General features: G+C 68.9%; 23 protein-coding genes. 16 read left to right on the forward strand and 7 right to left on the reverse strand.

What is annotated here, in order from left to right; genetic code table 11:
* The first annotated feature begins 26 nt into the window (after positions 1 to 26).
* The 5 genes from ACFY2X_RS29435 (at position 27) to ACFY2X_RS29455 (ending at position 5,660) form a co-directional block, all read left to right on the forward strand.
* Complete coding sequence (locus ACFY2X_RS29435; RefSeq protein ID WP_389944240.1) at positions 27 to 1,475, forward strand: MFS transporter; 1,449 nt, start codon at positions 27 to 29, stop codon at positions 1,473 to 1,475.
* A 383-nt stretch (positions 1,476 to 1,858) separates the two neighbouring features.
* Positions 1,859 to 2,812, forward strand: a complete 954-nt coding sequence (locus ACFY2X_RS29440; RefSeq protein ID WP_389944242.1) for a phosphotransferase family protein — start codon at positions 1,859 to 1,861, stop codon at positions 2,810 to 2,812.
* A gap of 193 nt (positions 2,813 to 3,005) precedes the next feature.
* On the forward strand, positions 3,006 to 3,653 hold the full coding sequence (locus ACFY2X_RS29445; RefSeq protein ID WP_389944245.1) for a hypothetical protein: 648 nt from the start codon (positions 3,006 to 3,008) through the stop codon (positions 3,651 to 3,653).
* Between the two features lie 155 nt (positions 3,654 to 3,808).
* On the forward strand, positions 3,809 to 4,825 hold the full coding sequence (locus tag ACFY2X_RS29450; protein ID WP_389944248.1) for a nucleotidyl transferase AbiEii/AbiGii toxin family protein: 1,017 nt from the start codon (positions 3,809 to 3,811) through the stop codon (positions 4,823 to 4,825).
* Positions 4,826 to 5,093: 268 nt separating this feature from the next.
* Positions 5,094 to 5,660 carry a hypothetical protein gene (locus ACFY2X_RS29455; protein WP_389944251.1) on the forward strand — a complete coding sequence of 189 codons (567 nt, stop codon included), beginning with the start codon at positions 5,094 to 5,096 and terminating at the stop codon, positions 5,658 to 5,660.
* 111 nt (positions 5,661 to 5,771) lie between these two features.
* Here the strand turns inward: ACFY2X_RS29455 and ACFY2X_RS29460 are convergent, their stop codons facing one another.
* Complete coding sequence (locus tag ACFY2X_RS29460; RefSeq protein ID WP_389944254.1) at positions 5,772 to 6,449, reverse strand: hypothetical protein; 678 nt, start codon at positions 6,447 to 6,449, stop codon at positions 5,772 to 5,774.
* Between the two features lie 214 nt (positions 6,450 to 6,663).
* Positions 6,664 to 7,314, reverse strand: coding sequence for a TetR/AcrR family transcriptional regulator (locus ACFY2X_RS29465; RefSeq protein ID WP_389944257.1), 651 nt, complete (start codon positions 7,312 to 7,314; stop codon positions 6,664 to 6,666).
* A gap of 22 nt (positions 7,315 to 7,336) precedes the next feature.
* On the opposite strand from ACFY2X_RS29465, the gene ACFY2X_RS29470 reads away from it, so the two are divergent.
* Positions 7,337 to 8,689: an MFS transporter gene (locus tag ACFY2X_RS29470; RefSeq protein ID WP_389944260.1), complete on the forward strand. Its 1,353-nt coding sequence runs from the start codon at positions 7,337 to 7,339 to the stop codon at positions 8,687 to 8,689.
* Positions 8,686 to 9,111 (forward strand): hemerythrin domain-containing protein, encoded by a 426-nt coding sequence (locus tag ACFY2X_RS29475; protein ID WP_389944263.1) that lies wholly within the window; start codon positions 8,686 to 8,688, stop codon positions 9,109 to 9,111. The genes ACFY2X_RS29470 and ACFY2X_RS29475 overlap by 4 nt, the downstream gene beginning before the upstream one ends.
* Before the next feature lie 156 nt (positions 9,112 to 9,267).
* Here the strand turns inward: ACFY2X_RS29475 and ACFY2X_RS29480 are convergent, their stop codons facing one another.
* Positions 9,268 to 9,849, reverse strand: a complete 582-nt coding sequence (locus ACFY2X_RS29480) for a TetR/AcrR family transcriptional regulator (RefSeq protein ID WP_389944265.1) — start codon at positions 9,847 to 9,849, stop codon at positions 9,268 to 9,270.
* Positions 9,850 to 9,915: 66 nt separating this feature from the next.
* Here ACFY2X_RS29480 and ACFY2X_RS29485 point away from each other — a divergent pair, with 66 nt between their 5' ends.
* The 8 genes from ACFY2X_RS29485 to sigJ all read left to right on the forward strand — a co-directional run bounded on the left by ACFY2X_RS29485 (position 9,916) and on the right by sigJ (position 21,135).
* A complete protein-coding gene (locus ACFY2X_RS29485; protein ID WP_389944268.1) occupies positions 9,916 to 11,844 on the forward strand; it encodes a fumarylacetoacetate hydrolase family protein in 1,929 nt (642 codons plus the stop codon).
* Positions 11,845 to 12,101: 257 nt separating this feature from the next.
* The gene (locus ACFY2X_RS29490; protein WP_389944271.1) at positions 12,102 to 12,611 is read left to right on the forward strand and encodes a hypothetical protein; all 510 of its coding nucleotides are present in this window, start codon (positions 12,102 to 12,104) and stop codon (positions 12,609 to 12,611) included.
* Between the two features lie 220 nt (positions 12,612 to 12,831).
* The gene (locus ACFY2X_RS29495) at positions 12,832 to 13,371 is read left to right on the forward strand and encodes a DinB family protein (protein ID WP_389944274.1); all 540 of its coding nucleotides are present in this window, start codon (positions 12,832 to 12,834) and stop codon (positions 13,369 to 13,371) included.
* Positions 13,372 to 13,758: 387 nt separating this feature from the next.
* Positions 13,759 to 17,928, forward strand: a complete 4,170-nt coding sequence (locus ACFY2X_RS29500) for a WGR domain-containing protein (RefSeq protein WP_389944277.1) — start codon at positions 13,759 to 13,761, stop codon at positions 17,926 to 17,928.
* A 135-nt stretch (positions 17,929 to 18,063) separates the two neighbouring features.
* Positions 18,064 to 18,618, forward strand: a complete 555-nt coding sequence (locus tag ACFY2X_RS29505; RefSeq protein ID WP_389944280.1) for a hypothetical protein — start codon at positions 18,064 to 18,066, stop codon at positions 18,616 to 18,618.
* 78 nt (positions 18,619 to 18,696) lie between these two features.
* Positions 18,697 to 19,257, forward strand: coding sequence for a dihydrofolate reductase family protein (locus ACFY2X_RS29510; protein WP_389944283.1), 561 nt, complete (start codon positions 18,697 to 18,699; stop codon positions 19,255 to 19,257).
* 177 nt (positions 19,258 to 19,434) lie between these two features.
* Positions 19,435 to 20,100 (forward strand): rhomboid family intramembrane serine protease, encoded by a 666-nt coding sequence (locus tag ACFY2X_RS29515; RefSeq protein ID WP_389944286.1) that lies wholly within the window; start codon positions 19,435 to 19,437, stop codon positions 20,098 to 20,100.
* A 150-nt stretch (positions 20,101 to 20,250) separates the two neighbouring features.
* Positions 20,251 to 21,135, forward strand: coding sequence for an RNA polymerase sigma factor SigJ (gene sigJ / locus ACFY2X_RS29520; protein ID WP_389944289.1), 885 nt, complete (start codon positions 20,251 to 20,253; stop codon positions 21,133 to 21,135).
* A gap of 74 nt (positions 21,136 to 21,209) precedes the next feature.
* Here the strand turns inward: sigJ and ACFY2X_RS29525 are convergent, their stop codons facing one another.
* The gene (locus ACFY2X_RS29525) at positions 21,210 to 22,064 is read right to left on the reverse strand and encodes a hypothetical protein (RefSeq protein ID WP_389944292.1); all 855 of its coding nucleotides are present in this window, start codon (positions 22,062 to 22,064) and stop codon (positions 21,210 to 21,212) included.
* A 186-nt stretch (positions 22,065 to 22,250) separates the two neighbouring features.
* Positions 22,251 to 23,237: an NAD(P)-dependent alcohol dehydrogenase gene (locus ACFY2X_RS29530; protein ID WP_389944295.1), complete on the reverse strand. Its 987-nt coding sequence runs from the start codon at positions 23,235 to 23,237 to the stop codon at positions 22,251 to 22,253.
* A gap of 276 nt (positions 23,238 to 23,513) precedes the next feature.
* Between ACFY2X_RS29530 and ACFY2X_RS29535 the strand changes: the two genes are divergently transcribed.
* Entirely contained in the window at positions 23,514 to 24,257 is a 744-nt protein-coding gene (locus ACFY2X_RS29535) for a DUF2306 domain-containing protein (RefSeq protein ID WP_389944298.1), read from the forward strand.
* Between the two features lie 30 nt (positions 24,258 to 24,287).
* Here ACFY2X_RS29535 and ACFY2X_RS29540 read toward each other — a convergent pair whose 3' ends face one another.
* Together ACFY2X_RS29540 and ACFY2X_RS29545 are read right to left on the reverse strand one after the other, a co-directional pair.
* Entirely contained in the window at positions 24,288 to 24,944 is a 657-nt protein-coding gene (locus ACFY2X_RS29540; protein WP_389944301.1) for a response regulator, read from the reverse strand.
* A complete protein-coding gene (locus ACFY2X_RS29545; protein ID WP_389944304.1) occupies positions 24,941 to 26,080 on the reverse strand; it encodes a sensor histidine kinase in 1,140 nt (379 codons plus the stop codon). The genes ACFY2X_RS29540 and ACFY2X_RS29545 overlap by 4 nt, the downstream gene beginning before the upstream one ends.
* Positions 26,081 to 26,125: the final 45 nt, after the last annotated feature.

A 26,125-nucleotide genomic window follows, 5' to 3' on the forward strand; every position in this document is an offset into this window, starting at 1 on the left:
GCCCGCGCCGCCACACAACGGAGTTCATGTTGAAGCCGCTTATCGCAGAAAGAGACGAACCAGCAGCCGGACATGCGGAATCGACGCCTTCGGCTCGATGGGCGCTCACCGGCCTTTCGCTGTCCATGTTGCTGTCCTCACTCGGCACCAGCATCGCCAATGTCGGCCTGCCGACGTTGGCGCAGGCGTTCACCGCCTCCTTCCAGGAAGTCCAGTGGATCGTCCTCGCCTATCTCCTCACCATCACCACCCTGATCGTCAGCGTCGGACGGCTTGGTGACATCACCGGCCGCCGGCGGCTGCTACTGGCTGGAATCCTCCTGTTCACGGCGGCCTCGGTCGCGTGCGGAGTCGCGCCCACGCTCTGGGCGCTGATCGCCGCCCGGGCGGCGCAGGGGCTTGGAGCGGCCGTCATGATGGCCCTCACCATGGCGTTTGTCGGTGAGGCGGTTCCGAAGGCGAAGACCGGTAGCGCCATGGGACTGCTCGGAACGATGTCCGCGATCGGCACCGCTCTCGGCCCGTCGCTCGGCGGCGCTCTGATCTCCGGGCTCGGCTGGCGGGCGATCTTCCTCGTCAACGTGCCGCTGGGTGTCCTGACGTTCCTTCTCGCGCGCCGCCACCTGCCCGTTGACCACCGGAGGTCGGAGACCGGCCGGACCGGCTTCGACAACGTGGGCACGCTGCTGCTCGCGCTGACGCTCGCGGCCTACGCTCTCGCCATGACGATCGGGCGCGGCAGTTTCGGCCCGCTCAACACGGCTCTGCTGCTGGCCGCCGCTCTCGGAGCCGGCCTCTTCGTCCTCGTCGAGGCGAAAACAGCATCACCTTTGATCCGACTGGCGATGTTCCGCAATCCGGTGCTGAGTGCGAGCCTCGCCATGAGCGCGCTCGTCTCGACGGTGATGATGGCGACGCTGGTGGTCGGGCCGTTCTATCTGTCTCGCGCGCTCGGGCTCCACCCGGCTCTCGTCGGGCTCGTCATGTCAGCCGGTCCGCTTGTCTCCGCGCTGACCGGTGTGCCGGCCGGTCGCGTCGTGGACCGTCTCGGCGCACAACGCATGACCGTCGCCGGGCTCATCGGGACAGCGACCGGCTCCTTCTTCCTGTCCGCGATGCCGGTGACGCTCGGCGTCTCCGGCTACATCGTCCCCCTCGTCGTCACCACCGCCGGCTACGCGCTGTTCCAGGCTGCCAACAACACCGCCGTCATGGCAGATGTCCGCCCGGACCAGCGGGGCGTCGTTTCAGGCGTGCTCAACCTGTCGCGCAACCTCGGGCTCATCACCGGCGCATCCGTCATGGGCGCCGTGTTCGCGCTCGCATCGGCGACGACCGACATCACAACGGCGGGCCCCGAGGCCGTCGCCGCCGGCATGCGGACCACGTTCGCGGTCGCGGCGATTCTGATCGTCGTCGCGCTCGCCATCGCGGTTGGAAGCCGTGCTCTCGCCCGCCGCTCCCTGAAGGCGTGACAGCACACGCACCGCGTCATCCCCCGGCCCTGCCTCGCCGCCGTCGAGCAGGTCGTTCACCTCGTGCTCGGTGAGCCCCGTCTCGCCCCTGGCCCTCATGATGCCGGTTCCAACACCGTCCGCGACCGTACCAGCGGGCCCAGCGTCTGCTTGACGTCTTCCTCTCGCAGCGTCGGCATGGGACGCGAGCGTAGTGGTTCTGCGCGGGCATGCGTCACGCGATCCCGGATCGGTGTGCACGCGAGACGGGGTGGCCCCTCGGGCGTGTCCCGTGATCACGTGGCGGGGTGTCAGAGCCGTATCTGGATGGAGGCGACGTCGGACGTCCCCGCGTTCCAGAAAATTCGGTTGACCTCGTCAATATGGTCACTGATGTGCTTCCTGTGGCTGACACCGAAGAGCAATACAACGCGATCGATGACGCGCAACTGCTGGCAGGGGTGCTGGCGCTATGTGAACACCTTGGGCTGACGGGCGAAGTCGTGGCCTTCGACGAGGGCTCCCTACCGGTCTACGCCGTCGGCGACGACCTGGTCATCAAGCTCTACCCGCCGCTTCGCAAGGAGGAGCCGCCCATCGAGCGGGACGTGCTGCGTGCGCTGGAGGGCCACCTGTCGATCCCCACGCCGGGGGTCAAGGATGCCGGTGAGTTCCACGGGTGGGGCTACATCCTGATGGACAGGCTGCACGGCGAGGACCTCAAGCGGGCCTGGCCGAAGATTCCGCGGCGTGAGCGGGAGCGCCTTGCCGTACAGCTCGGGAAGGCGCTTGCGGAGTTGCACGCCATCACCCCGCCAGATGTGCTCGGCCCGCCTGACTGGACCGCCTTCTGCGCCGAGCGTGCCGCAGCCACGGCCGAGCAGAACCGGGCTGGCGGTTTGGACCAGACGTGGCTGGATCAGATCCCGGGATTCCTGGACTCGGTCGACCTCGAACCGGGCGAGCCCGTTCTATTGCACACCGAGTTCATGGACGTGCACGTGTTGGTTCGGGAGGAAGCGGGCGCCTGGAGGCTGTTCGGGTTGTTCGACTTCGAGCCCGCGATGCGTGGCGCTCGCGAGTACGACCTGGTCGCCGTGGGGGTCTTCCTTACAGGTGGCGACCGGTTGCTGATGCGTGCCTTCCTGGACGGTTATGGCTACCCCGAGGAGCGACGGGCGGCGCTACCCCGCAAGGTGATGGCTTACGCCCTGCTGCACGTGTACTCGCACCTGCCGTGGTATTTCCGGGAGATCCCTGCTTCGGGCGCCACTACCTTTGACGAGCTGGCCGACCGCTGGTTCGGGGTTGAGGAGAGCCGCGATGAGGCGTGTTGCGTGATCAGTGAAATCGACTGATCTACACCAAACCGCCACCGAAGATCGCGGGGCATGCCCCAGATCGCAATGATCACCTTAGAGCCGATATCGCATTAAATCGGGCATTTACTGCGACAGGGCCCCGGTCTACTTCGAGATGACTTCGGGGTATTTTGTCGCTCCCGGTTACTACAGTCCCTGCTGCAACACGTACGGTCGACTGTGAGGATGCGTGAAGGATTTCACTGGTGTGTTCGAAACGCATCTGACGGTGCTGCCAAGCCGGCTGGGCGGTGGCGACGAGGCGATACGCCGGTGGGCGGAGCGCAATGAGATGAAGTACACGAGGATTCTGCTGGAGCGGGGAAGCACTCCCGATCAGCCCATGCTCACCTATCGCGGCCGGGGCGTGCTGACCACGCAGCGATCGCAGGCACGAGTGTGGGTGAAGCGGCTGCATGGCGAGGGATTCGGCGTTGCACGGGTGAAGATCGAAGCGTCGCCGTGGAACGCGGACGTGCCGCAGACCGCCGAGGAGGCCGCCGCGCTCCCGCCGGAGTGTTATTTCGAGCACCACGTGAAGCTCGTCCTTGCCGGTGACGCCCAGGTTGCCGCGGTACGGAAGCTCAGCGGGCGCCATGCGGCGCACGTGTCATGGAACGCTCGTCGCGTCGTGGACGCAGGCCGTCATGAGCGCTTCGTCACCCAGCGCTGCCGGGGAGTCGACCGGCCCGAGGCCCGCCGAAGGCTTGAAGCCCTGTTGGGCGACCTTGCGCAGGCAGGGTACGCGGCCGTGGAGGTCGAGGAAGAGTTCGTGGTGCACGATGACAACCCGGGCATGGACGCCGGCTGGATCGGCGGACAGGACGCCGACGCATGACCGAGGACCATCCGGGGCCTGGCCGTCCGGGTGAGGAGCCGCTGCCCGACCTGCCGGGGCGGCCCAACCGGAGAAGCCGTGCGAAAGAGCCTGACTTCGGTGATCCGGAGAGCGCGGTCCGCTGGCGAACGGCCCGCCGTGCGGTCCTCGACCATGTGCTGAGCCTCATCGCGGATGCTCCGTGGAGCGAGAACCTGATGTTACGCGGAAGCATGGTCATGACCGCGTGGGCGGGCAGCGAAGCACGCGAGCCGGCCGACCTCGACTTCGTGGTTCTGTCCGAGCCGGCGGTCCCCGTCGATTCCCTGGATCCATACCCTTACGTGGATCGGATCGATGTCATCCAGCAGTGGCCGGAAGCCGCCGCCGGCGCGGCCCGGTACGAAATCTGGAAAGACGGAGAAGAAGAATTCGAAACGCGCGGACTGCGGGCGATCGTCCCCCCGGAGGGATTCCGCTGGGACAGGGATCCAGGTCCGGCGGACCCCTTCCCCTCATATGACGACCTGCTTGACCTGGTCCGTCGGCAGCCGGAGGCGGCACCGGGAGTGGTGCTCCGCGCGGACAGTGCCCGCAGGGACCTCACCTGGGCATATGCCTACAGCGGGTACGGCGCCGGTGGGCTCCGGATCATCATCCCGTGGCAGGCGGAGGGGCTGCCCTCCGGTGAAGCGCAGCTTGATTTCGCCCTGGATGAGAAGCTTCCCCAGCCCCCGGTATGGACCATGATGTCCAGAGGGGACGGTGGTGCACCGCCGATTGTCCGAACGGCGAGCCGGGAGCTGTCTCTGGCCTGGAAACTTCTGTGGCTGCACGCCGACGGCGCAGCCGGCGGCAGATCGCAGTGCAAGGATCTGTACGACGCGGTCCTTCTGGCTGAGGACGATCGCACGAGGCTCTCGCCGCAGCTTCTACGGAAGGTTCTTCACCACTCCCCCACGAGCGCTGGAACGAGTGGTTTCCACCTGAACTCGGTGCGATTCGGGGAAGCGGACTGGGCGGCGTTTCGCGCAGAACACCCCGGGGTGCGGGGAACCGCGCAGGATTGGTTTCATCGACTCGTCACCGCTCTGACGCCAGTCAGCCAGTCTGCCTGCCTTGATGGGCGACCACGTGAGCGCGTGGAAAGCCCGGCTTCGGACGACGCGGTCAACCGGGATCGTCACTGCTGATGCATGGCTGCAACTCGCCGGTGCGGTCTTAGTACCGGCAACCCGGCGGGCGGCCGATGTACCGGTCGGTCTCACCGATCAGTCGGAGCTCCGGCCGGCACCTGGCCGGAGCTACCGTGGAAACGGGCATTCCCCGGAAGAGGCCTACGCCGCGGTGGTGGCCGACATCCTCATGTGAGGACTGCGCCGGGGGCTGATGTCTGATGCTCAAGGGCCCGGCGGGCCTGTGAGCCGTGCACTCAGAAGCCGCCAGTCGAAGGAGGCCGCGATGACGACTCCCCGTCGACTCCCCGGCGACGCCGAGCGCGCCATGGAGGAAATCGCCGCCGCGGTCGGGAGCGTGCCCGAGGCCGAGCTCGACGTGGTTGTCGAGGAGCTGCTCGCGGCGCGCCGGATCGCCTGCTACGCACCGGGCCGGGAGGGCCTGGTCCTGCGCGGCCTCGTCATGCGGCTTTTCCACGCGGGGCTCGATGCGCACTACGTCGGCGAGATGACCTGCCCAGCCGTGGGGAAGGGCGACCTCGTCGTTCTCTCCTGCGGCCCCGGCCGCCTCTCCACGGTCGAGGCACTGGCCGGCACAGCGGTGCAGACGGGCGCCCGCCTGCTCTACCTGACCGCACAGCCTCAGAACTCGCCGGCCGACCACGCGGATCGCATCGTCCACATCAGGGCTCAGACCATGGCCGACGATCACGCCTCGACGGCCGTGCTGCCCATGGGCAGCGCCTATGAGATCGCTCTTCTCGTTCTCGTCGACCTGATCACGAATCGAGTTCGAGCACACCGGTCGGAATCGGCGGAGATTTTGAGGTCACGCCACACGAATCTTGAGTGAACCCGGGCTGCTCTCTTCGGAAAGCCGCCCAGGCGCACGTCGAAGAGTGTCGCCGCGGCGCCGGCAGCCACGAGGACGTCGCGGGGCTCGGCTTCGGATCCACGAGTCAGGTCATCCTGCACGACCGGGGAGGCGGGAAGATCCGTGGGATTCCAGTGCTGACTGCGGGAGCGGGGCCGGCACCGGCCGTACTCGCCGCTCTGCGGCGAACCGAGTGACGACGACACCGATGCCCGCCGCGGCGGCCCCCCATACGATCACCAGAGCCCAGACCGCTGCCGGGCGCACGGTCAGGCCGAATCCGGGCGGCAGAAAGATCATCTGAACGATCGCCCCGACCGGCACCGTCAGCTTCGCGAGAAGGCCGATCGTTCCGGGGCGCCCGGCCCTCGCGCCCACGACGCCGAGAACCGGCCCGAGGACCAGGCTCGCGAGCCACCAGTAGAGCGTCTCCTCCCGGTATGAGACCAACGGCTCCTCCCGGAGGAGGGAGTCCATGCAGTAGTACGCCGCCGTGGCCGCCGCCAATGCCACGGCGCCGGCGACCGCCCCCCGGGCGAGGGCGCCGGCCAGCCATCCCGCGGCCACCGCCAGTGCCGCCCAGGCCCACCCCGCGTCCAGCAACAGGCTTGCCACTCCTGCGACCTCGGTGACCCAGGCCCACCCCGCGTTCACCAACCGGCCTCCGGCCTCTCCGTACGGGGAGGACACGTCGTTGACGAAGGAGGTGACCGCGCCGAATCCCGCGCCGAGCGCAAGCGCGGCGACCACACTGCGAATGATCCTCACGGCGCGAGAATACGCGTGCTCGTGACCCCGGCCGCGTGCTCGTGACCCCGGCCGACGGTGCGTTGACGCCGGCTCGCGACCGCCACGGCGGCAGGACCCCGGGACCCCCGCGGCAAACGCGGAGCTTGCATAGCGTTTTCGTGGGGTGGGGCGACAACGCGGCGGGGCGCCGTCTGGCCGACCGCAGTAGGTGGAAAGATCCACAAAACAGACCCTAGGCCGGTGGCGGCAGGAGGCCGTGGACGAGCGCGCGTATGCCCTTGTCGTAGGTGTCGCGGGCGGTCAGCTCCTCCCAGCGCTCTCCCAGCGCCGCCAGCCGGGGCAGCGTGGCCGGGTCGAGCTCGGCGAAGATGCGGCTGCGGTACGTCGGCCTGTTCTCCTCGCGCCGGCGTGCCGCGGTCGCCCGCGCGCTGATCTCGCCCGCCGTGTAGTGCCAGATGATCCGGTACGCGTCCACGGCCTCCTCCGGCGTCAGCCCCGCGCGCAGGAGACCGTCGATGATCGTCTCCGGGTACCAGAGCGCGCGTACGGACAGCAGGTCGTCCGCCCTGAGCACCTCCACGATCCACGGGCAGCCGACCAGCGCCTCCCGCATGGCGGTGGCGGCGGCCACGACGCGCTCGACGGGGTCGTCCTCGTGCGGCTCGGGCATCTCGACCCCGGCCGCGTACTCGTCGAGCAGCAGCTGCAGCAGCTCGTTCTTGTCTCGCACGTGGTGGTAGAGCGCCATCGCCGTGGTGCCGACCTCGCGGGCCAGCCTGCGCATGGTCAGTCCCTGGGTTCCCTCCGTGTCGATGATCCGGTGGGCGGCGGACACGATGTCCGCCCTGGAGATCTTGGGGGGTCGCCCCGTGCGAGCCGGCATCCTGCCATGTTACTTTCTATACGTGTATAAAAAGTATCCATGGATCGCCGTCGGCGTGCTCGCCTACGCCGTCGCGGTCGGAACTCTGCAGATGACGGCGGTGGTGCCGATGCTGCCCGTGCTGCAGCGCGAGCTCCACGCGCCGCTCACCTCCGTCTCCTGGACGCTCACCGCCGCTCTCCTCTCCGGCGCGGTCGCCATCCCCCTGCTGTCGCGCCTCGGCGACCTGTACGGCAGGCGGCCGGTCGCACTGTCCGCGCTCGCCCTCCTGGTCGTGGGGTCGCTGATCGCCGCCGTGGCCACCACGCTCCCGCTGCTCATCGTCGGGCGCGTGCTGCAGGGCGTCGCCGCTCCCCTGCTGCCGCTGGCCATGGGCCTCGCGCGGGAGATCGTGTCCCGCGAGCGGCTCCCCACGGCCATCGGCGTGCTGAGCGCGATGATCGGGGTCGGGAGCGGCGGCGGGATGATCCTCGCGGGGCTGGTCGGAGGCACCTACCAAGGACTGTTCTGGATCCTGGCGGGGCTCGGCGCGGCGGGCTTCGCCCTCGTGGCGTCCTTCGTCCGCGAACCCCGCCGGGACCGTGTGGACGACGGGCGCCCGGATCTCGTGGGCGCGGCGTTGGTCACCGTCTGGCTGGTCTGCCTGCTGCTCGCCATCAACAAGGGCGCGGCCTGGGGCTGGGCCTCGCCGCTCACCCTGGGGTTGCTGGCCGGGGCGGCCGTCGTGGCCTGCGTGTGGGTGCTGACCGCGCGCCGTGCCACGCACCCGCTGATCGAGATCCCGATGCTGCTGCACCGCGGGACGGTCGGCGCGACGGTGGCGTCGCTGTTGCTGGGGTTCGCCCTGTTCGCGACGATCACCACGATCTCGGCCGTGGCGCAGGGCGCACTGGGCGCGTCGGTGCTCCAGGTGGGCCTGTACCTGCTGCCGACCACGAGCCTGATGCTGGTGGTCTCACTGTTCGCGGGCCCCCTGATGCGCCGCTTCCCCGCGGCGTCCCTGGTCGGCACCGGCTCCCTGCTCGTGGCCGCCGCCGCCCTCTGGCTGATCGCCTCGCACGACACGCCCTCCGACCTGTACATAGCCGCGACGATCCTGGGCGTCGGCGTCGGGCTCGGCTACGCCGCCCTCGGCACCATGGCCGTCGAACACGTCGAGCCCGCCAAGACGGCGGCCGCCGGCGGCGTGAACGCCCTGGTCCGAGTCGTCGGCAGCAGCCTGGCCGGCACGATCGCCGGAGCCCTGCTCTCGGACGGCGACGCCGGATGGAGTTTCGGCGTGGCGGCCATCGCAGCCCTCGTTTCCGCACTTTTCGGATTCATCCACCACGTCCTGGCGCGAGTTCCAGGCGTACTGACGAAGGAGCCGGCATGACCGCACATGACGACAGGCTTGTGGCGTGGGGTGACGAGCTGGTGAAGCTGCACGACGGCTTCCGCCGCGACCTCGCGGAGCTGCGCCGTACCGCGCGCCTCGGGCCCGGCCTGCGCGAGCACTGCCTGACGTTCTGCGAGGCCCTGCACGCGCACCATGTGGGCGAGGACGACGTCCTCTTCCCCCACCTGGACGGTCTCCACCCCGAGCTGGCCGAGGTCCTGGCACGGCTCAGGAACGAGCACCAGGCCGTGGCGCGCATCCTGGCCCGGATACGGGCGCTGACCGAGACCGGGGATCAGGCGGCGATCGGGGCCGAGCTGGACCGGCTCGCCGGAGAGCTGGAGGCCCATCTGGACTACGAGGAGGAACAGCTCGTCCCGCTGCTCAACCAGATGATCGACATACCGGAAAACCTCTGATCCCTACCGGTCGGCCGGGTCACACGCGGCCGCCCCGCCGCGGCGTGCGCTTCGGCGGGGTTTCCCCTGTCGCCACCCGCTGATCGGATCGCGGGATGATCGGACCCGGCGGAGACCGCCCCGGCGAGGGCATCCGGTCTCGGCGCCCGCAACCGCCTACCTGGGCTTCAGCACGCCGCCCAGCAGGAACCGCAGGGCGCCGAACGCCTCGTCGAGGTCCACGCCGTCCGGCGTGAGCCGCCACTGCTGGTGGATGCCCACCATGGCGCCCATGACGGCGACCGCGACCGCGCGCGGTGTGACCCCCTCGGGCAGCGGCAGACCCTCCGCCCAGGTCTGGACGCGTTCCCGCATGGCCGTCTGGATCGCGACATACCGATCATGGACCGGCGAGTCCGGCTCCAGCGCCTCCACCAGCAGCGTGACGAAGAGCTTCGAGATCGGCAGCCGCAGGAACGCCACCACCTCCGCCAGCAGACGGTCCAGCCCCTCCGCGTCCGGCGGCGGCTGCTCGGCCTGCGACTGGAGCAGCGTCTGCACGGAGTGTTCCAGTACGGCCAGCAGCAGGCCCTCCTTGCTGCCGAAGTGCCAGGGAATGGAACCCCTGCTGATCTTCGACCGCTCGGCCACGTCGGCGAACGTGGTCTGCCGGTATCCCTTCTCGGCGAACAGCTCCGCCGCCGCGGCCAGGATCAGATCTCGGCTCTCCTGGCTCGTCTGCTCTCGTCTTCTTGCCATCCGGATCTCCTATGCTCTCCGACATCTTATATGTTAGCCAACACAGAACTTCTTTTTGGAGGTTTCATGCGCTGGGTTACCTACATGTCGGACGGCGGAGACCGGGTCGGCGTCCTCGACGGCGAGCGAATCCACGGGCTGCCGCCGGGCACCTCGCTGATCGACCTGCTGGCCGATCTCCGCGAAGCCGGCGCGCGGGCGCTGGCCGCGCCGTACGAGGTGATCCCCCTCGCCGGGACCAGGTTGCGCGCCCCCGTCCCCGTGCCACCGTCGATTCGCGACTGCCTGTGCTATCTCGACCACATGCGGAACTGCCTCAAGGTCGCGGGGGGCTCGGGAGAGCTGCCGGGCATCTGGTACGACATCCCCGCCTTCTACTTCGGCGCGCCCTCCACCGTCGTCGGGCCGTACGACGACGTGCCGATCGCCCCGGGCAGCGCGTGGTTCGACTTCGAACTGGAGATCGCCGCGGTCATCGGCGAGGGAGGGCGCGACCTGAGCCCGGAGGAGGCCGAGCGGCGCATCGCCGGCTACACCATCTACTGCGACTGGAGCGCCCGCGACCTGCAACTCCTGGAGGGCCAGCTCAAGATCGGGCAGGCCAAGGGCAAGGACGGCGCGACCACGCTCGGCCCCTGGCTGGTCACCCCCGACGAGCTGGAGCCGTACCGCCGCGACGGCAGGCTCGCCCTCCGCGCGGAGGCGAAGGTCAACGGCGACGTGATCGGAAGCGGCGGGACCGACACCATGGACTGGACGTTCGGCGAGGTCATCTCCTATGCCTCGCGCGGTGTCGAGCTACGGCCGGGCGACGTGTTCGGGTCGGGCACCGTGCCCGGGTGCTGCCTGATCGAACACTTCGGCTTCCCCGCCCCCGCGGCCTTCCCCGGCTGGCTCAAGGACGGCGACGTGGTCACCCTGAGCGTGGACGGGCTCGGCGAGGTACGGCAGGCCGTCCGCGCCACCGACCCGCCGCTGCCGCTCCCCTCCCGTCCCCGGCCCGCCGCCGAACGTGGGAGGCCGCGGGTCAACCGGGCCAGGGCGGCCGTGCCGTACACGAGGGGGCTGCACCAGGTCGGCGACGGCGTCTGGGCGTGGCTGCTGCCCGACGGCGGGTACGGCCTGAGCAACGCCGGGCTCGTCGCGGGCCAGGGCGCGTCGCTGCTCGTCGACACCCTCTACGACCTGCCGCTCACCGCCGAGATGCTGTCCGCCATGCGCGAGATCACCGACCGGAACCCGCTGACGCACGCCGTGCTCACCCATGCCAACGGCGACCACACGCACGGCGGGCAGCTGCTGGCGGAGTCGGTCCGCGTCATCGCCGCCAAGGGCACCGCGGAGGAGATGCACACCGAGGTTCCGCCCGACATGACCGTGGCACTCCAGGTGGTCGATCTCGGGCCGGTGCTGACGCCGTACCTGCGTGATCGTTTCCGTACGTTCGACTTCAGCGGCATCCGCCTGCGGCACCCCGACCAGACCTACGAAGGCCGGCTCACGCTGGACGTCGGCGGGCGCGAGATCCACGTGCTCGACCTGGGCCCGGCGCACACCGGGGCCGACTCCGTGGTGCACGTTCCCGACGCCGGCGTGCTGTTCGCCGGCGACCTGCTGTTCATCGGCTGCACCCCGATCGTGTGGGGCGGCCCGATCGCCAACTGGATCGCCGCCTGCGACACCATGATCGGCCTGGATCCCGCGCTGGTGGTGCCGGGGCACGGGCCCGTGACCGACATCGACGGCATCCGCGCCGTGCGCGGCTACCTCGGCCATGTCACCGAGCAGGCCGACGCGGCGTACGCCAAGGGCCTGGACGCCAAGGAGGCGGCGTTCGGGATCGACCTGGGCGAGTACGGCACCTGGCTGGACGCCGAGCGCGTCGTGGTCAACGTCCACCAGCGGTATCGGGAACTCGATCCGGGACTGCCCGCGCTGGACCCGGTCACCTTGTTCGCGCTGATGGCCGAGTGGCAGGCCGTACGCGGCGGCTGACCTCCCGCTCCCCGGGCGTCCGCTCTTTCACTGGTTTCCAAGTCATCGACCTCGCGGCCGCAAGCCGGCTCCTGCTCAGATACAAGAGGCGGCCGCCAGCCTTGGTTGTGGATCAACACCCGGAAGGGCGTGAGCTGCCGGCGCACACGCTCTCCGGGACACACCGAACGATGGCAGAAAGGAACCCGAAAGACGTGAACATGTACAAGAGGGCCCTACCCGCTGGGATTGCGGCTGCCGCTTGGGCCGTTCTGACCATGGCACCGGCGGCGTCCGCCGCCACGGTCAACACGGTCGAAGTCCAACTCCAGACCACCTCGACCGTGAAAGAGTCGGACGGCGCCTGGTTCACCTGCCCTGCCAACCAGGTGATGACCGGCCGCAAGCACTCCGGGGACGAGAACGGCTACACGACGTACTACTGCAGCCGGATTCTCATCAACGGCGAGCAGGTCACGGTGGAACCCCGCAGTTGGGTTTCCGCGGGGAGGGAGAGCAGTTCGCTCTACGAAACCAATGAGAACGAGGTCATCATTGGCAGGCGGCACAAGGGGGACGAGAACGGCTACACGAGCTACCAGCCCGGTGCGCTGTTCTGGCAGGGAAGGCAGCTGCGAGTCATCTCCCGGATCTGGAGCTCGAGCATGAAGGAGAGCAACCATTTCGCGTCGGTGAGTCCCTACCACGTCATGACCGGCCGGTCGCATTCCGGGGATGAGAACGGCTACACGAAGTACCAGTACGCCGCGGTCACGACCGACAGCTGAGGTCGCGCACGCTCACTCGCACGACACCGCCCTCCGCGGGGGCTCTCCCAGTGGCAGAGCCCCCGCGGGGGGCGGTTCCCGCGCGCGCCCTCCGGGGCATGGCGATATGGGCCTGATTTCTGGGTCAGAAAACCCTGGATCAATTAGCGGAGCCGTCGCGAGAACGCGGACTTGCTTATTAAAAGGCATTAGCGATGATCCGCCGATAAACTCACCGCCCATGACTGATCTAGGTGAGCAGGAGCGTCCGGAACCTCCACTCGCGGCCGACGAGACCGCCACCCTTCTGGGGTTTCTGGAGTACCAGCGCGCGACCCTGGCGTGGAAGTGCACGGGACTGGACCCGGAGGGTCTGACAGCGACGGTCGGATCCTCGCAGATGACCCTGGGCGGGCTGCTCAAACACCTGGCCTACATCGAGGCCGACTGGTTCTCCCGATGGTTGCACGGGCGAGACCGGCAACCCCCGTGGGACACGGTGGACTGGAAGGCCGACCCCGACTGGGAGTGGCACTCGGCCGCCGAGGACTCGCCTGAGCAGCTCCTGACGCTCTGGCAGAACGCCGTGGCCCACTCACGCTCCATGGTCGCAGACGCGCTGGCCAACGGCGGTCTGGAGCAGCCGGCCCGCCGTACCTGGCCCGACGGCCGGGCGCCGAGCCTGCGATGGATCCTGTGCCACATGATCGAGGAGTACGCGCGGCACAACGGCCATGCCGACCTTCTCCGGGAATCGGTGGACGGGCTCACCGGAGAGTAGCCTCGCCACAACGAGATCACCGCCGGCCGGGGCGCACGGGATGTGTCAGTAGAAATACCTAACTTTGGTACGTAGATTTACCGACGCGCGGCCGGTCCGGCGCTGCCGTACGGTTCCAGCGCGCCGGCTTCCCTGACCTTGCCGACCAGGCGTGTCACCGGCGGACCAGGTATGTCACCACCGGCCGGCGAAGCGCTCCACCGCCGGACCGGCGGGCCCGTGCCGGACCGGACCGGTGAGCGGGATCATGGGAATGTCCGGCGCAGGCTCTAGCATCCGCGGCATGAACAACACCGTGCCCTCGCCTCCCGGGCATCGCGTCATCAGCGCCGCAGAGGCGGAGAAGCGGTTCGGCCCCCGTTGACACATGAGCAAGAGGAATCGTCGATGGACGAGCATGACCCGATCAGCCGGTTCTACGGGCTGCCGATCACCCCGGAGACGGCCGCGGCGTCGGTGGAGCAACTGACCGACCCGTTTGCCGACGATCTCGTCAAGGCGCATCTCGGGAGCAACTATTCGTACTTCGGGGCGATCGACAAGACGCTCGCGGGTTTCTTCGTCCTTGATGACGAGGGCGACAACTACACGCTGCTGGACGTCCGCGGGGACGGGCGGGTGTGGTGGCAGGACCACGAGACCCGCGAGCTCTACCTCCACTTCGACTCGCTGGACGACTGGCGCGCCTTCAAGGAGGAAGTGGACAAGGGCTGCGACGAGAACGAGCTTCGCGACGCCTTCCGGACCAAGGAACGACCGGCGGCCCGGCCCGGCGAGGCGCCCGGCACGCCTGCGCTGGCCACGAGGTACCAGTGGCTGGTCTGGCTGCTCTCGCAACCGCTGCGCAACCACCAGGGCCGGGTGATCCAGGACGACGACGAGCTGACACGGAGCGCGATCGGGCGTTTCCGCGCCATCTGGCCGACAGATGAGGCCGCGGAGAAGAGCCTGCTGGCGGAGTTGCCGCTGCTGGCCGGGGACCCGCATCTGGCGATCTACTGGCTGCTGCACACGTCGCTGCTGGCGATGGAGCCGCAGCGGGCACGGGTGCTCGCGGCGATCGGGCAGGCGCCGTGCCGTACGCCGCTGGTCGACGCGTTCGCGGCGGCTTTCGGGTCGCTGCCGCTGGACGGGGATGTGACGATCGTGCCGGGATTCAGGACGCGCCGCTCGCTCGCGCTCCTGTACACCGGCGACGACGCGCCCGAGGCGGAACAGGCGCGCACCGCGCTGGTCTCCATGGAGATCGAGCCCCGGGCGAAGTCGCTGATGAAGTTCGTGCTCGTCCGTGACGGCCTGGAGGGGGGCACGTTGACGGACGCCGAGGTCGCCGCGGCGGCGACACGGATGGATGCGGCGCCCGGCTCCGCGGCGCTGCGCGCCCTGCTCGACCAGCGCGCCGGGATGGAGGCCAGCCCCCATGCCGACGAGTTCGCGCGGACGGCGACCACCACCGGCGAGACCTGGCCGTGGGTGCTGGCGACGTTGTGGCAGGTCCATTCGCTGGTTCGCGACCTGGACGCACTGGAGACGGTGATCGGTTTCCTGCTGGACAAGGATCCGTACCATCGGCGCGTCCTCGCCATACTCCAGCACGCTCAGGAACTGGCCGGGCGCGAGTTCCTGATGCCCGCCGACGAACTGGAGCGGGCGTGGGCGCTGGCGGAGGCGTCCGCACCGATCCTGCAAGAACTGGCGACGCCGGACGACCACTCGGCGATCATCTCGAGGATCGCCGACCCGGCGTTGGCGCGGGCGGTCGCGCGCCGCGTCCTGCACCGTGCGGACGTGGACGAATACGCGGCCGAGGTGAGCTCGTGGGCGATCCGCGCCGTCCTCGCGGGTGACGACCCCGACCGGGGGGAACTCGCCGCCCGGGGTTTCGAGGCTCTGCCGTTCCAGTCCCACCAGCAGGTGCTCGCCGACATCGCCGGTGAGATCACCTCCCCCGGCCACCCTCTCGTCCGCGTCATGCTGCGGGTGCTGGAGCACGCCGCCGAACCCGACGACGCCGACTCCATGGCGACCTACACGGCCAAGCAGATGAAGAAGGAGGTCCTCACGGCGCTCGCACCGTTCGCGCACGAGCCGGAGATCTTCGACGAGCTGATGCGCCTGGCAGAGCTGCCCGCCGGCCATACGACCATCGATTCGCTGTGGAGCCAGCTGTTCAACCCGTTCAGCGAGGAGACCTACGTCCTGCCCCGGCTCTCGGACGAGCAGGCGGTGCGGGTGGCCAGGGCGATGATCGCCACCCAGCTCACGCATCCGGTCATCCTCGCCCGCAACACCGCCGGGCATCAGCTTTACCGCTTCGCCCACGCGGGCGCCGAGGACTTCCTGATCGAGGCGCTCAACGAGTACGGCAGGCGCTTCGCCGATTCCGTGGAGAAGGGCGGGAAGGTCTTCGACCGCGGCGAGACCGAGGACGACCTCCTCAAGGACCTGGTGGCGAACCTCTACTCCGCGGTCGGCAACATGGGGACGCCCCGGTCACGGACCGCGCTGATCGAGCGGCTCTTCACCGAGCGGCGCGAGTTCTGGCGGATGGGCAACGCGATCGGCGGCGTCTTCTCCGCCGAGGTCCACCGCGAGGCGCTGGCCATGGTGCGCGAGCGGCGGGACGGAATGGGCGCGGGCTGCTACGCGTACGCCCTGGCCGACTTCGTGAAGCAGGGGCCGCCGAAGGTGGACCTGCTCCAGGAGCTGGCCGGCTGGCCGGTGCCGGTGGAGGAGCTTTCCCGCCGCTTCTTCAAGTACGCCCTCATGGTCGGGATCGAGGCGGCCCTGACCGCAAAGGCGTACGACCTGGTCCGCGCCGCACACGCCCTCGCCTCCTCCATCGCGGAACCGCCCTTGCAGCCCGACGAGCACGCGCGCGCCAGGCGGTGGGACAACCCGCTGGAGACGGAGGAGCTGGCCGGGCAGCTGGAGGCGGTCCTGTCCGGAGCCGCGGACGACAAGCGCCGCCGCCTCGTCGAGAAAGGCGTGGCCGCCCGCCTCCAGGGCACGCCACGGCTGAAGATCTCCGACAAGAAACTCGGCATCCTGGCCGGTACGACCGTCCGGCGACGGCTGCTGCATGACAGGACGACCGGGGAGATCTGGTTCCTCGACGTCGACGGCGTGGCGCGCGCCTTCGACGGATACGAGATCACCGGCCTCCCTTTCGAGCCCCGGGCGATCGGTTACGGCCGAATGCGGGCGTTCCTCGATGGCGTGACCGAACTGTCCGAGCGCGCGCTGTTCTGGGACCGCCGGGCACACGAATTCGTCGAGGTCATCCGCTATGGCGACCGGCTGACCTACGTGTGGGGCCAGAACAACTGCTCGCTCGACGGTCTCGGCCTCTCCTTCCCCGGCGTCGACGCGGCAGCCAACGCGTTCGCCCGCGTGAAGAGCAGCGTCGCCGCGGCCGGCATGACCGAGACGAGCCCCTGGTACGTGCCGGGCAAGGGCGCGATCCTGCGCACCTTCCGCACGCCGGACCCCGACGGCCCGAACAACTCAAGCGACTATCGCCGCGTGTTCGACCGGAGGATCAACGGCGGCCCTCGTTTCGCCACCGAGGCGGAGGCGGTCGCCGCACAGGAACGGTGGGAGCTGGAGGCGCAACGGGACCACGACGCGGGCCTGACCTGCCTGGAGTGGCAGGACGACCGACTCCGGCCCGAGGACATGACCGTGCGGGAATGGATCAGGGACCGGATCCGGGACGACCCCAGCGACGCGGCCTGGCACGCCCGGGCGCTCACCGAGATCGTCGATTACCTGAGGAGCCACGGCTACGGTGACCTGATCGGCTCGATCGAGGTCGAGGTGGGCTCGGGCGTCTCCGACGACGAGATCGCCGCCTACGAGGCCGAGCGCCGGCACCCGATCCCCGAGGTGTTGCGCGCCTTCTGGCGCGAGATCGGCCACGCCCGCTGGTCCGTGGGCGGGGTGGGAACGCGGGTCCTGTCGCCGTCGCAGGTGCTGTCCCGCCGGCCGGCCGCGCGGCAGCTGGGAGAGGACTTCCTTCGAAGGCTGGCTCCTGCCGAGGCCGACGCCGCCCGGCCGCTGATGAGCGCGCTGGACGTGCTGGTCGAGACGCTCGACGGCTCTGGCATCTTCACCGTGCTCGCCGACCGGGAGGCCGAGGATGGCCGGGTCTTCACCCATGCCGACTATGATCCACGCAGTTTCTGGTGGGAGAAATCCCTGTCGTGGATGCTGGCGACGCGCTTCCTCGACCTCTTCGCCGACGCGATCGAGGAGGCCGCACCCGTGGTGGCGCAGCTCAACCACGGCCAGCGGTTGAACCCGGACGCGCAGCGCCGCTACTTCGAGCTGAGGGAGCAAGGCAAGACCCCCAGGTTCTGGGAGCTCCTGTACGACGAGACACTCGGCCTGGTCTCCACCCGCTCCGGAAAGGTCGGCGCGGCCGGTGCCGTACGCAACCGGCGGTACGACGACCCGGCCCGCGCGGCTCACAAGGCGGCCAAGCTCGTCGCCGCCAAGGAGAAGGACGGCTACCGCGAAGCCGTACCCGGCAAAACCCGGGCCGACACCCCCTGACCGGACCCGCGAGGACCCGGCTCCGCCGAGAGCCGGGCCTCCGGCCTGCCGGAAACTTCTTGATCATCATCATGGCAGCGGTTCGAGACGTTCTTCGGCCGCGACGGCGCGCACTTCCCGTTCCTGCTCAAGGGGTTGGCGGCACCCGACGACCTCGCCGTCGACCAGGCGCTGGGCGATATGTGGGATGAGGTGCTGCACCAGCACACCGTCTCGGAGATCGCCGGGCCCACCCTGAGGTTCATGATCGCGCTGGTGGCCGGCATGGCCCAGGAGGACGTTCCGGAGGCGCTGCTGGAATTCATCCTCCGCGTCGCGACCCGCGATGGCAGCCTGGGCGCGACGAAACAGCTCCGGCACCTCTACGAAACGGTTCCCGCCGATCAGGAGAAGCCGACCGAACACTTCCTCAAGCACGGCGTCGAGGGCGCCTACCACGAGATCTACACCCATCTCGCCGCCGCGGTGCCGACCTGGGCGAAACTGGCCGCCGGCGGTTCGGGCGGGTCCCGCAAGACCCGGCAGTGTGGGATCCACCTGCTCGCGGCGGCGCCGGGCGAGAGCGCCGGTACGGCGCTGCGGGCCTGCCTGACGGCGGAGATGCGGCGAGATGGGGAGCCGGATCGCAGGGTGCTGGCCGACCTTCTCCGGCCGCCGTCCGACCGGAAGGAGACCTTAAGCGTTTCGTAAGGGGGCTCCGCCAAGCTGAAGGCACAGGAAAACAGCAGGCCGGACGGCCCCGCCACTCCCCCTGAGAGGAAACACCTCATGCGCACGTTCAAGCTCCAGGTCCAGACCAGCGTCGACGGCTACATGGCCGGCCCGAATGGCGAGATGGACTGGATGACGTTCCCGTGGACCGACGACATCAACGCCTACATCGCCGCGCTCACCGCACCGGTCGACACCATCGTGCTGGGCCGCAAGCTCGCCGAGGGGTTCATCCCGACGTGGGCCGCCGGGCCCGAGGGCGAGACCCAGGAAGCCATCGACTGGATGAACAAGACGCCCAAGGTCGTGATCTCCAACACCCTCACCGAATCCCCCTGGGAGAACACCGTCGTCGCCGACGACCTCGCCGAAACGGTGAACAGGCTCAAGGGCCAGCCGGGTGGAGACATGATCGCCTACGGAGGCGGCACGCTCGTCTCGAACCTCATCGCCAAGGGCCTGCTCGACGAACTCCACCTGTTCGTCAACCCGACCGCGATCGGCGCCGGCATGCCCGTGTTCCCCACCCTCGACGCCCACCAGCGGCTTCGCCTCGTCGCCGCGCGCCCGTTCGACTGCGGGATCACCGCGTTGCACTTCGAACCGAAGCGCTCCTGAGCTGGTCACGAGCGGGCGCGTGGTTGGACGGCGAACTTCCACGGCCAGGAAGTCGGGGCAAGCGGGCGAACGCCGTGCTGAGAGCCCGAGGATGACTGCGGTCTGCTGCCACATTCGTGATCTTTCGCCTCGATACTGGTCCCGCGCACAAGGCACGGACAGCCAGGGAGGAACCAGGTGAAGGCCACAGGCCGTACGGCCGAGATCATGATCGCCGAAGCCCGCAAGGCGTTCTGGGTGATGGTCGGGTTCCTGGCTGTCCTCTGGATGATGCAAATCGCCAACTGGGCATCGAGTTATGCACTGAGCTACCGGCACGGCATACAGGCGTGGAACCCCGCAAGCCTGCCCGACATCGTGTCGGCGCCGTTCCTGCACTGGAGCTGGGAGCACATCGAGGCCAACTCGGGGCCGCTGTTCGTCTTCGGCTTCCTGTCCGCCTATCGGGGTGTCGCCAAGTTCCTCGGCGTGACGGGACTCATCATCCTGGTGAGCGGCCTCGGCGCCTGGTTCACGTCCGACCCGCAGAGCACGGGCGCAGGCGCGAGCGGCGTTGTCTTCGGCTACTTCGGCTACGTGCTGGTGCGCGGCGCATTCGACCGGCATCTGATCGACATCGTGGTAGGCGTGGTCATGGCCCTGTCCTTCGCCTATCAGTTCACCGGGCTGCTGCCCCAGGAGGGCATCGGCTGGCAGGCCCATCTGTTCGGCTTCCTCGCCGGTTTGCTGGGCGGCTGGCTGTTCCGCGACCGCGACCGTGACCGTCCCCGGCCGACCCCGGCCTCCCCTCACCAGAACCCCCGGGCCGCGCTGCTGAAGGAACTGGACGATCTCGGGCTCTGACGGTCCGGATACCTCGCTGCGCGGTGCCGACGGGCCGGTTCTCACCGGCCCGAGGACAATCGTTCGGCCCGGGAGCCGCCTTCCCGGTCACATCGCCTGGTTTTCGCGGGTCTACTGTTACGACACTCCGCAAGGAAGGAACGTGACACGGTGGACGACCGCGAATGGCTGACAGAGCGCTTCGAGGAACATCGGACTCAGCTGCGAGCGGTGGCCTACCGGATGCTCGGCTCGGTGAGCGAGGCCGATGACGCCGTGCAGGACGCCTGGCTGCGAGTCAGCCGCGCCGACACCGGCGACGTGGAGAACCTCGGTGCGTGGCTGACCACCGTGGTGGCGCGCGTGTGCCTGAACATGCTGCGCTCGCGCCAGCATCGGCGCGACGAACCTTTCGAGGTGCACATGCCCGATCCGATCATCAGCCCCGACTCCGGGGTCGACCCCGAGCACGAGGCGGTGCTGGCCGACTCGGTCGGGCTGGCGCTGCTGGTGGTGCTCGAGACGCTGTCGCCGGCCGAGCGGCTCGCGTTCGTGCTGCACGACATGTTCGCCGTGCCGTTCGAGGAGATCGCCTCGATGATCGAACGCTCCCCGGCAGCGGCGAGGCAGCTCGCCAGCCGCGCCCGCCGCCGGGTGCGGGACCAGGCCCCGCTTCCCGACCCCGATCTCACCCGCCAGCGTGCCGTCGTCAACGCGTTCTTCGCCGCCGCCCGCGACGGCGACTTCGACGCGCTCGTCACCGTGCTCGACCCCGGCGTCGTCCTGCGGTCCGACGGCGGCGCCGCACGCGCCCGCCACACGGTCGTGATCACCGGCGCACACACCGTGGCCGGGCAGGCGCTCACCTTCAGACGGTTCTCCCCGTTCGTGCAGCCGGCGCTGATCAACGGCGCCGCCGGAGTCGTCGCCATCGCGAACGGGCAGCCGCTGTCCGTCATGGCCTTCACCGTCGCAGACGGGAAGGTCCTGGCCATCGACGTGCTGTCCGATCCCGAACGGCTCCGCCGGCTCGACCTGCCAGTCTTCGACGGCTGATCATCCCTGACAAGGCGTCACGGCCTGGGCACAGTGGTTCCTGGCCGGCCGGGTGCGTGGTTGGCGGACCTGGTTTATCGATCGGACCAGCGGACCGGGTGGCCGGAAGGGTCCGTGGTGAGCCAGGATCCGTCTCCCAGCGGCTCAAGATCGTAGAGGTGCTCGGCGTTTCCCGTGAACTCGGCTCCGACCTGGCCTGAGCGCAGGTTGACGCGGTAGTGGCGGAACCACTCCTCCTCGTCTTCGGTCTCGCCGCCGACGGTCACGATGGCTGTCTCCGCGGTGAGGTAGCCACCGCTCCATTCCACATAGGCTTCGTCCGGGTCGCAACCGAAGGCCTCGACCGGGAGTTCGAGCGTCACCTTGCCGTCGGGGTAGGTGTGGAATGCGACATCGGCCTGTTCATGGTGAACGGTCATGAACTGGCTCCCATCGGGTGCCAGTCCAATGAGGCACCGATCGGACCAGGGGTAGCGGGTGAGTTCCAACCTGTCTCCGGTCAGCGTGGCCCGGTAGATGATCGATCCGTCCTGTCCTTCACCGACGTCCAGAAGGATCTGCTCGCCTGCCGGGTGCCGAAGCTGGCGGCCCGCATGTCCGGCAGTCTCCAGATCCGCCTGAGCGATGACCGCTCCGGTCCCGGCGTCCAGGGCGACCCACTGGTCCGGCCTGTCCCGACCCGCCATGGCATCGGGCCGATAGACCCACACCACGCGGCCGTCCAACGACACCACACAGCCTGGTCTGTGCCCGTACTGCTGGTCCGACAGCGGCTCGAACGCCGACCGCCAGACCTCGGCGCCATCGTTCGTCACGCAGACGACCGCGTTCAGGGTCGTGTAGACGGCACGCTGAAGCTCCGGGGAAACCGCGTGCCCGACGACCTCGTCATCCGAAGACGGCCGGAATACCTCGGTCGGTGAAAGCACACCCAAAGGGTCAGAAACCAAGTCATAGGCGCAGATCTGTCCGTCAACGAGCCGCGTGAAGATCCGAAAGGGGCGAAGGGGATGAACCATGTCCGGGAGGTTAGCGCCCCGGCGCTGCTTCTGCCTGGCGCGGTGGGTGCGAGCGGCTCACCGGCCGACCGTCATGCACGTGGCGGATCCGGCGTCTCAGACCGCGATGACGACCTTCCCGGGAGCGTGTCCTTCTTCCAGGTATCCGATGGCCGCCGGGATCTCCTCGAAGGGGTAACACCGGTCGATGATCGGAGTGATCTTGCCGTCCTCGATGAGCTCGGTCAGCGTCATCAGGTTCTGTTTGTTCTCCGTGCAGCGGACCACGTCCGCCATGACCACTCTCTGGGGCACGAGCGGCGCCATGGCGAGCGTCGCGAATATGCGACCGGCGGGCTGTAGCCATCGGCCGGACGGCCCGCCGACGGCGACGTAGGTCCCTTTAGGTGTCAACACCCGCCGGCACGCCGATCCCGGACGGCTTCCCGCGACATCCAGCAGGAGATCGTAGCGCCGTCCGTTCCGCGTGAAGTCTTCCTTGGTGTAGTCGATGACCTCGTCTGCGCCGATCGACCGGACCAGGTCCACGTTCCGTGTGCTGCAGACGCCGGTGACCTCCGCCCCGAACGCCTTGGCGAGCTGCACGGCGAACGTGCCCACGCCTCCCGAAGCCCCGTTGACGAGAACTTCCTGTCCCGGCTGGATTCGTCCCTGGTCGCGCAGGCCCAGCAGGGCGGTGCCGGCCGCCATCGGTACGGCCGCCGCCTGCTCGAACGACAGGTTCTTCGGCTTCGGCGCCAGTTCGTCTTCCCTGACGCATACGTACTCGGCGAAGCCGCCCTGCTTGGGCATGGCGAACACCTCATCACCGGGGCGGAACTCCGTCACGTCCTTGCCGACCGCCTCGACCTGCCCCGCCACGTCGGCGCCCAAGATGTTGATCTTCGGCTTGCGCAGCCCGGGGCCGCCGGCCATCAGGCGCGCGAGGTACGGCTCCCCTCTCATGAAGTGCCAGTCATAGGGCTGGACGGAGGTGGCGCGCACCCGGATCAGCACCTCGTCGTCGCCGGGCACGGGCTTGTCGATATCGGTCAGATCCAAAACGTCGGGCGAGCCGTACGAGCGTAGAACAAACGCCTTCATCACGTTCTCCTCATCCACCGCGGGCGCGGGTGTCAGCCGTGGCGCAGGCCCATCGGGACCGCCACGCTCACAGATCGACGTCGTGGTCGGCATTGATGGATCGAAGGCATCCTCCGGATGGCAGTGAGCATGTCTCGAGCCACGATGAGTCATCGTAGGAAACCCACGCAAAGGGCTCATCAGCCGAAAGTACGCCTGATTGATGGATGATCGGCCAGCTCAGATCGGGCCGTTCTGCCGATGAGCCGCCCTCACCCCAATCGGCACGATCGGGCCATGACCGACGAGAGCACGACGGGATGCCCCCCGTTCCCGCAGTCACCGCGAAGCGGCCGGCTGACGGGCGAACAGAACAAGGCAGGGACTTTCGCCACCGCCTCCATCGTGAAGGCGGGGTGGCTCGTGCCCGCCGCGTTGATCATGCTCAGCACCGTTCCCCTGGTCGCCGGCGCCGTCCGTCTGGCCGAACTGACCGGAGGTGCGACGATCACGCCGGAGAACGCACGGTTCTTCGCGGCGCCCCTGCCCGTGACCCTGCACATCGCCAGTGCCGTCCTGTACAGCATTCTGGGAGCCTTCCAGTTCGCCCCCGGGTTCCGCCGCCGGAGGCCCGGCTGGCACCGCGCCGCCGGGCGGCTTCTGATCCCCTGCGGACTCGCCGCAGCGCTTACGGGCCTGTGGATGACCCTGTTCTATCCTCGCCCCGAGGGTGATGGCGATCTCCTCGCCGGATTCCGGCTCGTGTTCGGCACGGCCATGGCCCTGTCCATTGTGCTCGGTCTCGCCGCGATCCGGCGGCGACGCATCGCCCGGCACCGCGCCTGGATGATCCGCGGTTACGCGATCGGCCAAGGCGCAGGCACGCAGGTGCTGACCCACCTGCCCTGGGTCCTGATCTTCGGCGCACCCGGCGAGTTCACCAGGGCGCTGCTCATGGCCGCCGGCTGGGTGATCAACCTCGCCGTGGCCGAATGGATCATCCGCAAGCGGCCGGCCCGTCCAACCCGCGCCTCCGCCTGACCCTGCTGGTGGCTCCGCCGTATCCGGGGCTCAGTTCCTGACCCGGTTGGTCTCATAGGCCCACATGGCGATCTCGACACGGTTGCGGGCGCCGAGCTTGGCCATCAGGCTGGCGATGTGGGACTTGACGGTGCTGAGAGAGATGTGCAGCTCGTCGGCGATTTCGCTGTTGGTTCGCCCACGTGCCACGGTGGCCAGGATCTGCTCCTCCCGGTCCGTGAGCGCCTCGATGGGCTGCACCAGAGGTGAGGCGGGCCCGGTGCGGGCGAAGGCCCCGAGCAGTCGCGCGGTGACGCTCGGGGCGATGAGTGCGTCGCCGTTGGCGGCGGCGTGGACGGCCTGGGAGAGCAGGTCGGCGCCGGCGTTCTTGAGCAGGAAACCCCGGGCACCGGCCCTCAGCGCGGCGTAGACGTACTCGTCGAGGTCGAAAGTGGTGATGACGACGACGGCGAGGGGGTCGTCGACGGCCGGTCCGGCGAGGGAGCGGGTGGCTTCGATGCCGTCGAGACCGGGCATGCGAATGTCGAACAGGCACACGTCGGGGCGCAGGCGCCGTGCGAGCTCGACGGCCCGCCGTCCGTCGGCGGCCTCACCGATGACCTCGATGCCCGGCTGGGCATTGAGGATCATCGCGAGCCCGGTGCGGACGATCTCCTGGTCGTCGGCGACGATCACTCTGATGCTCATGTCGCCGCCCCGGTTCGAGGTAGCACAGCGGTCACGGTCCATCCTCGATCGGGGTTCGGTCCGGCTTCGCAGGTGCCGCCGAGCAGGTCGGCGCGTTCGGTCATGCCGATGAGCCCGTATCCCGGCGACGCGGCCGGGCGTATGAGGCTGCTGTCGCCGTCGTCGCTCACGCGCAGGCGCACCGAGGTGTCGTCGGCGGCGACGTGGACCTCGATGCGGGTGGCGTGACGCGCGTGTCGCCGCGCGTTGGTGACCGACTCCTGAGCGATGCGGTAGATCGCGGCCCCAACCGATGGGGGGAGGCCGTCGAGGTCACCCGAGATCTCCACATCGACGGACGGGCCGGAACGGCCCCGGCTCGCGAGCCGTTCGAGATCGGTGATGTGCCGGCCGGGAGTGAGCTCCGCCGGTTCGTTCCGGCGGAGGACGCGGACCATGGCGTTCATCTCGGCGAGGGCGCGCGCCGCCTCGGCCTCGATCACGCGGAGTGCCTCGTTCGCGGCGTCCGGTCGCGACGCCGATGTGGCGAGGCCCGCCTGTGCGCGGATCGCCATTGCCGAGACGTGATGGGCGACGGTGTCGTGCAGGTCGCGGGCCAGCTGTTCGCGTTCGAGCAGCTTGACCTGATCGAGCTCGCGCATCCTCGCCCTGGCCCGGTATCGGAACGCTCCACCCAGGGCGACGGCCGAAAACATGACGGCGAATGCGCCGACCGCGTCGGCGAGGACGAGGCGGCCGGAGAGCGTCGAGAGGCAGACCGTGACGAGCATGATCGCCAACCCGATCACGGCCTCGCGTCCGGACCCCCACCGGAACAACGAGTACAGCAAGAGCAGCAGATACACCATCGTGTGTGTCTCTGGGGAGTCGCCGCCCGTCAGCAATGGGGCCAGGTTCGTGGTGCCGAAGACGATCGCGACCATCAACAGCGGTCTGGTCCGGCGCCACAGCAACGTGGGCATCAGCCCGACAGTGATGATCACCGAGATGGCCCGCCACGGAAGATCCGGCCGCAGAACTCCTTCGAGCACCGCGATCGGCACGAGCACTCCCACGAGCGCCCAGTCCCGCCACCCCCGCCGCGGCGGGCTGGGAGGGCGGGGCTCGTCCCAGACAGAGCGAAGAAGGCCATGCACCGGACAATGGTATGAGAGCCCGCGCCGCCCCGGATCACCCCAAAG

The sequence above is a fragment of the Streptosporangium sp. NPDC000396 genome (assembly GCF_042898655.1).
Lineage (GTDB): Bacteria > Actinomycetota > Actinomycetes > Streptosporangiales > Streptosporangiaceae > Streptosporangium.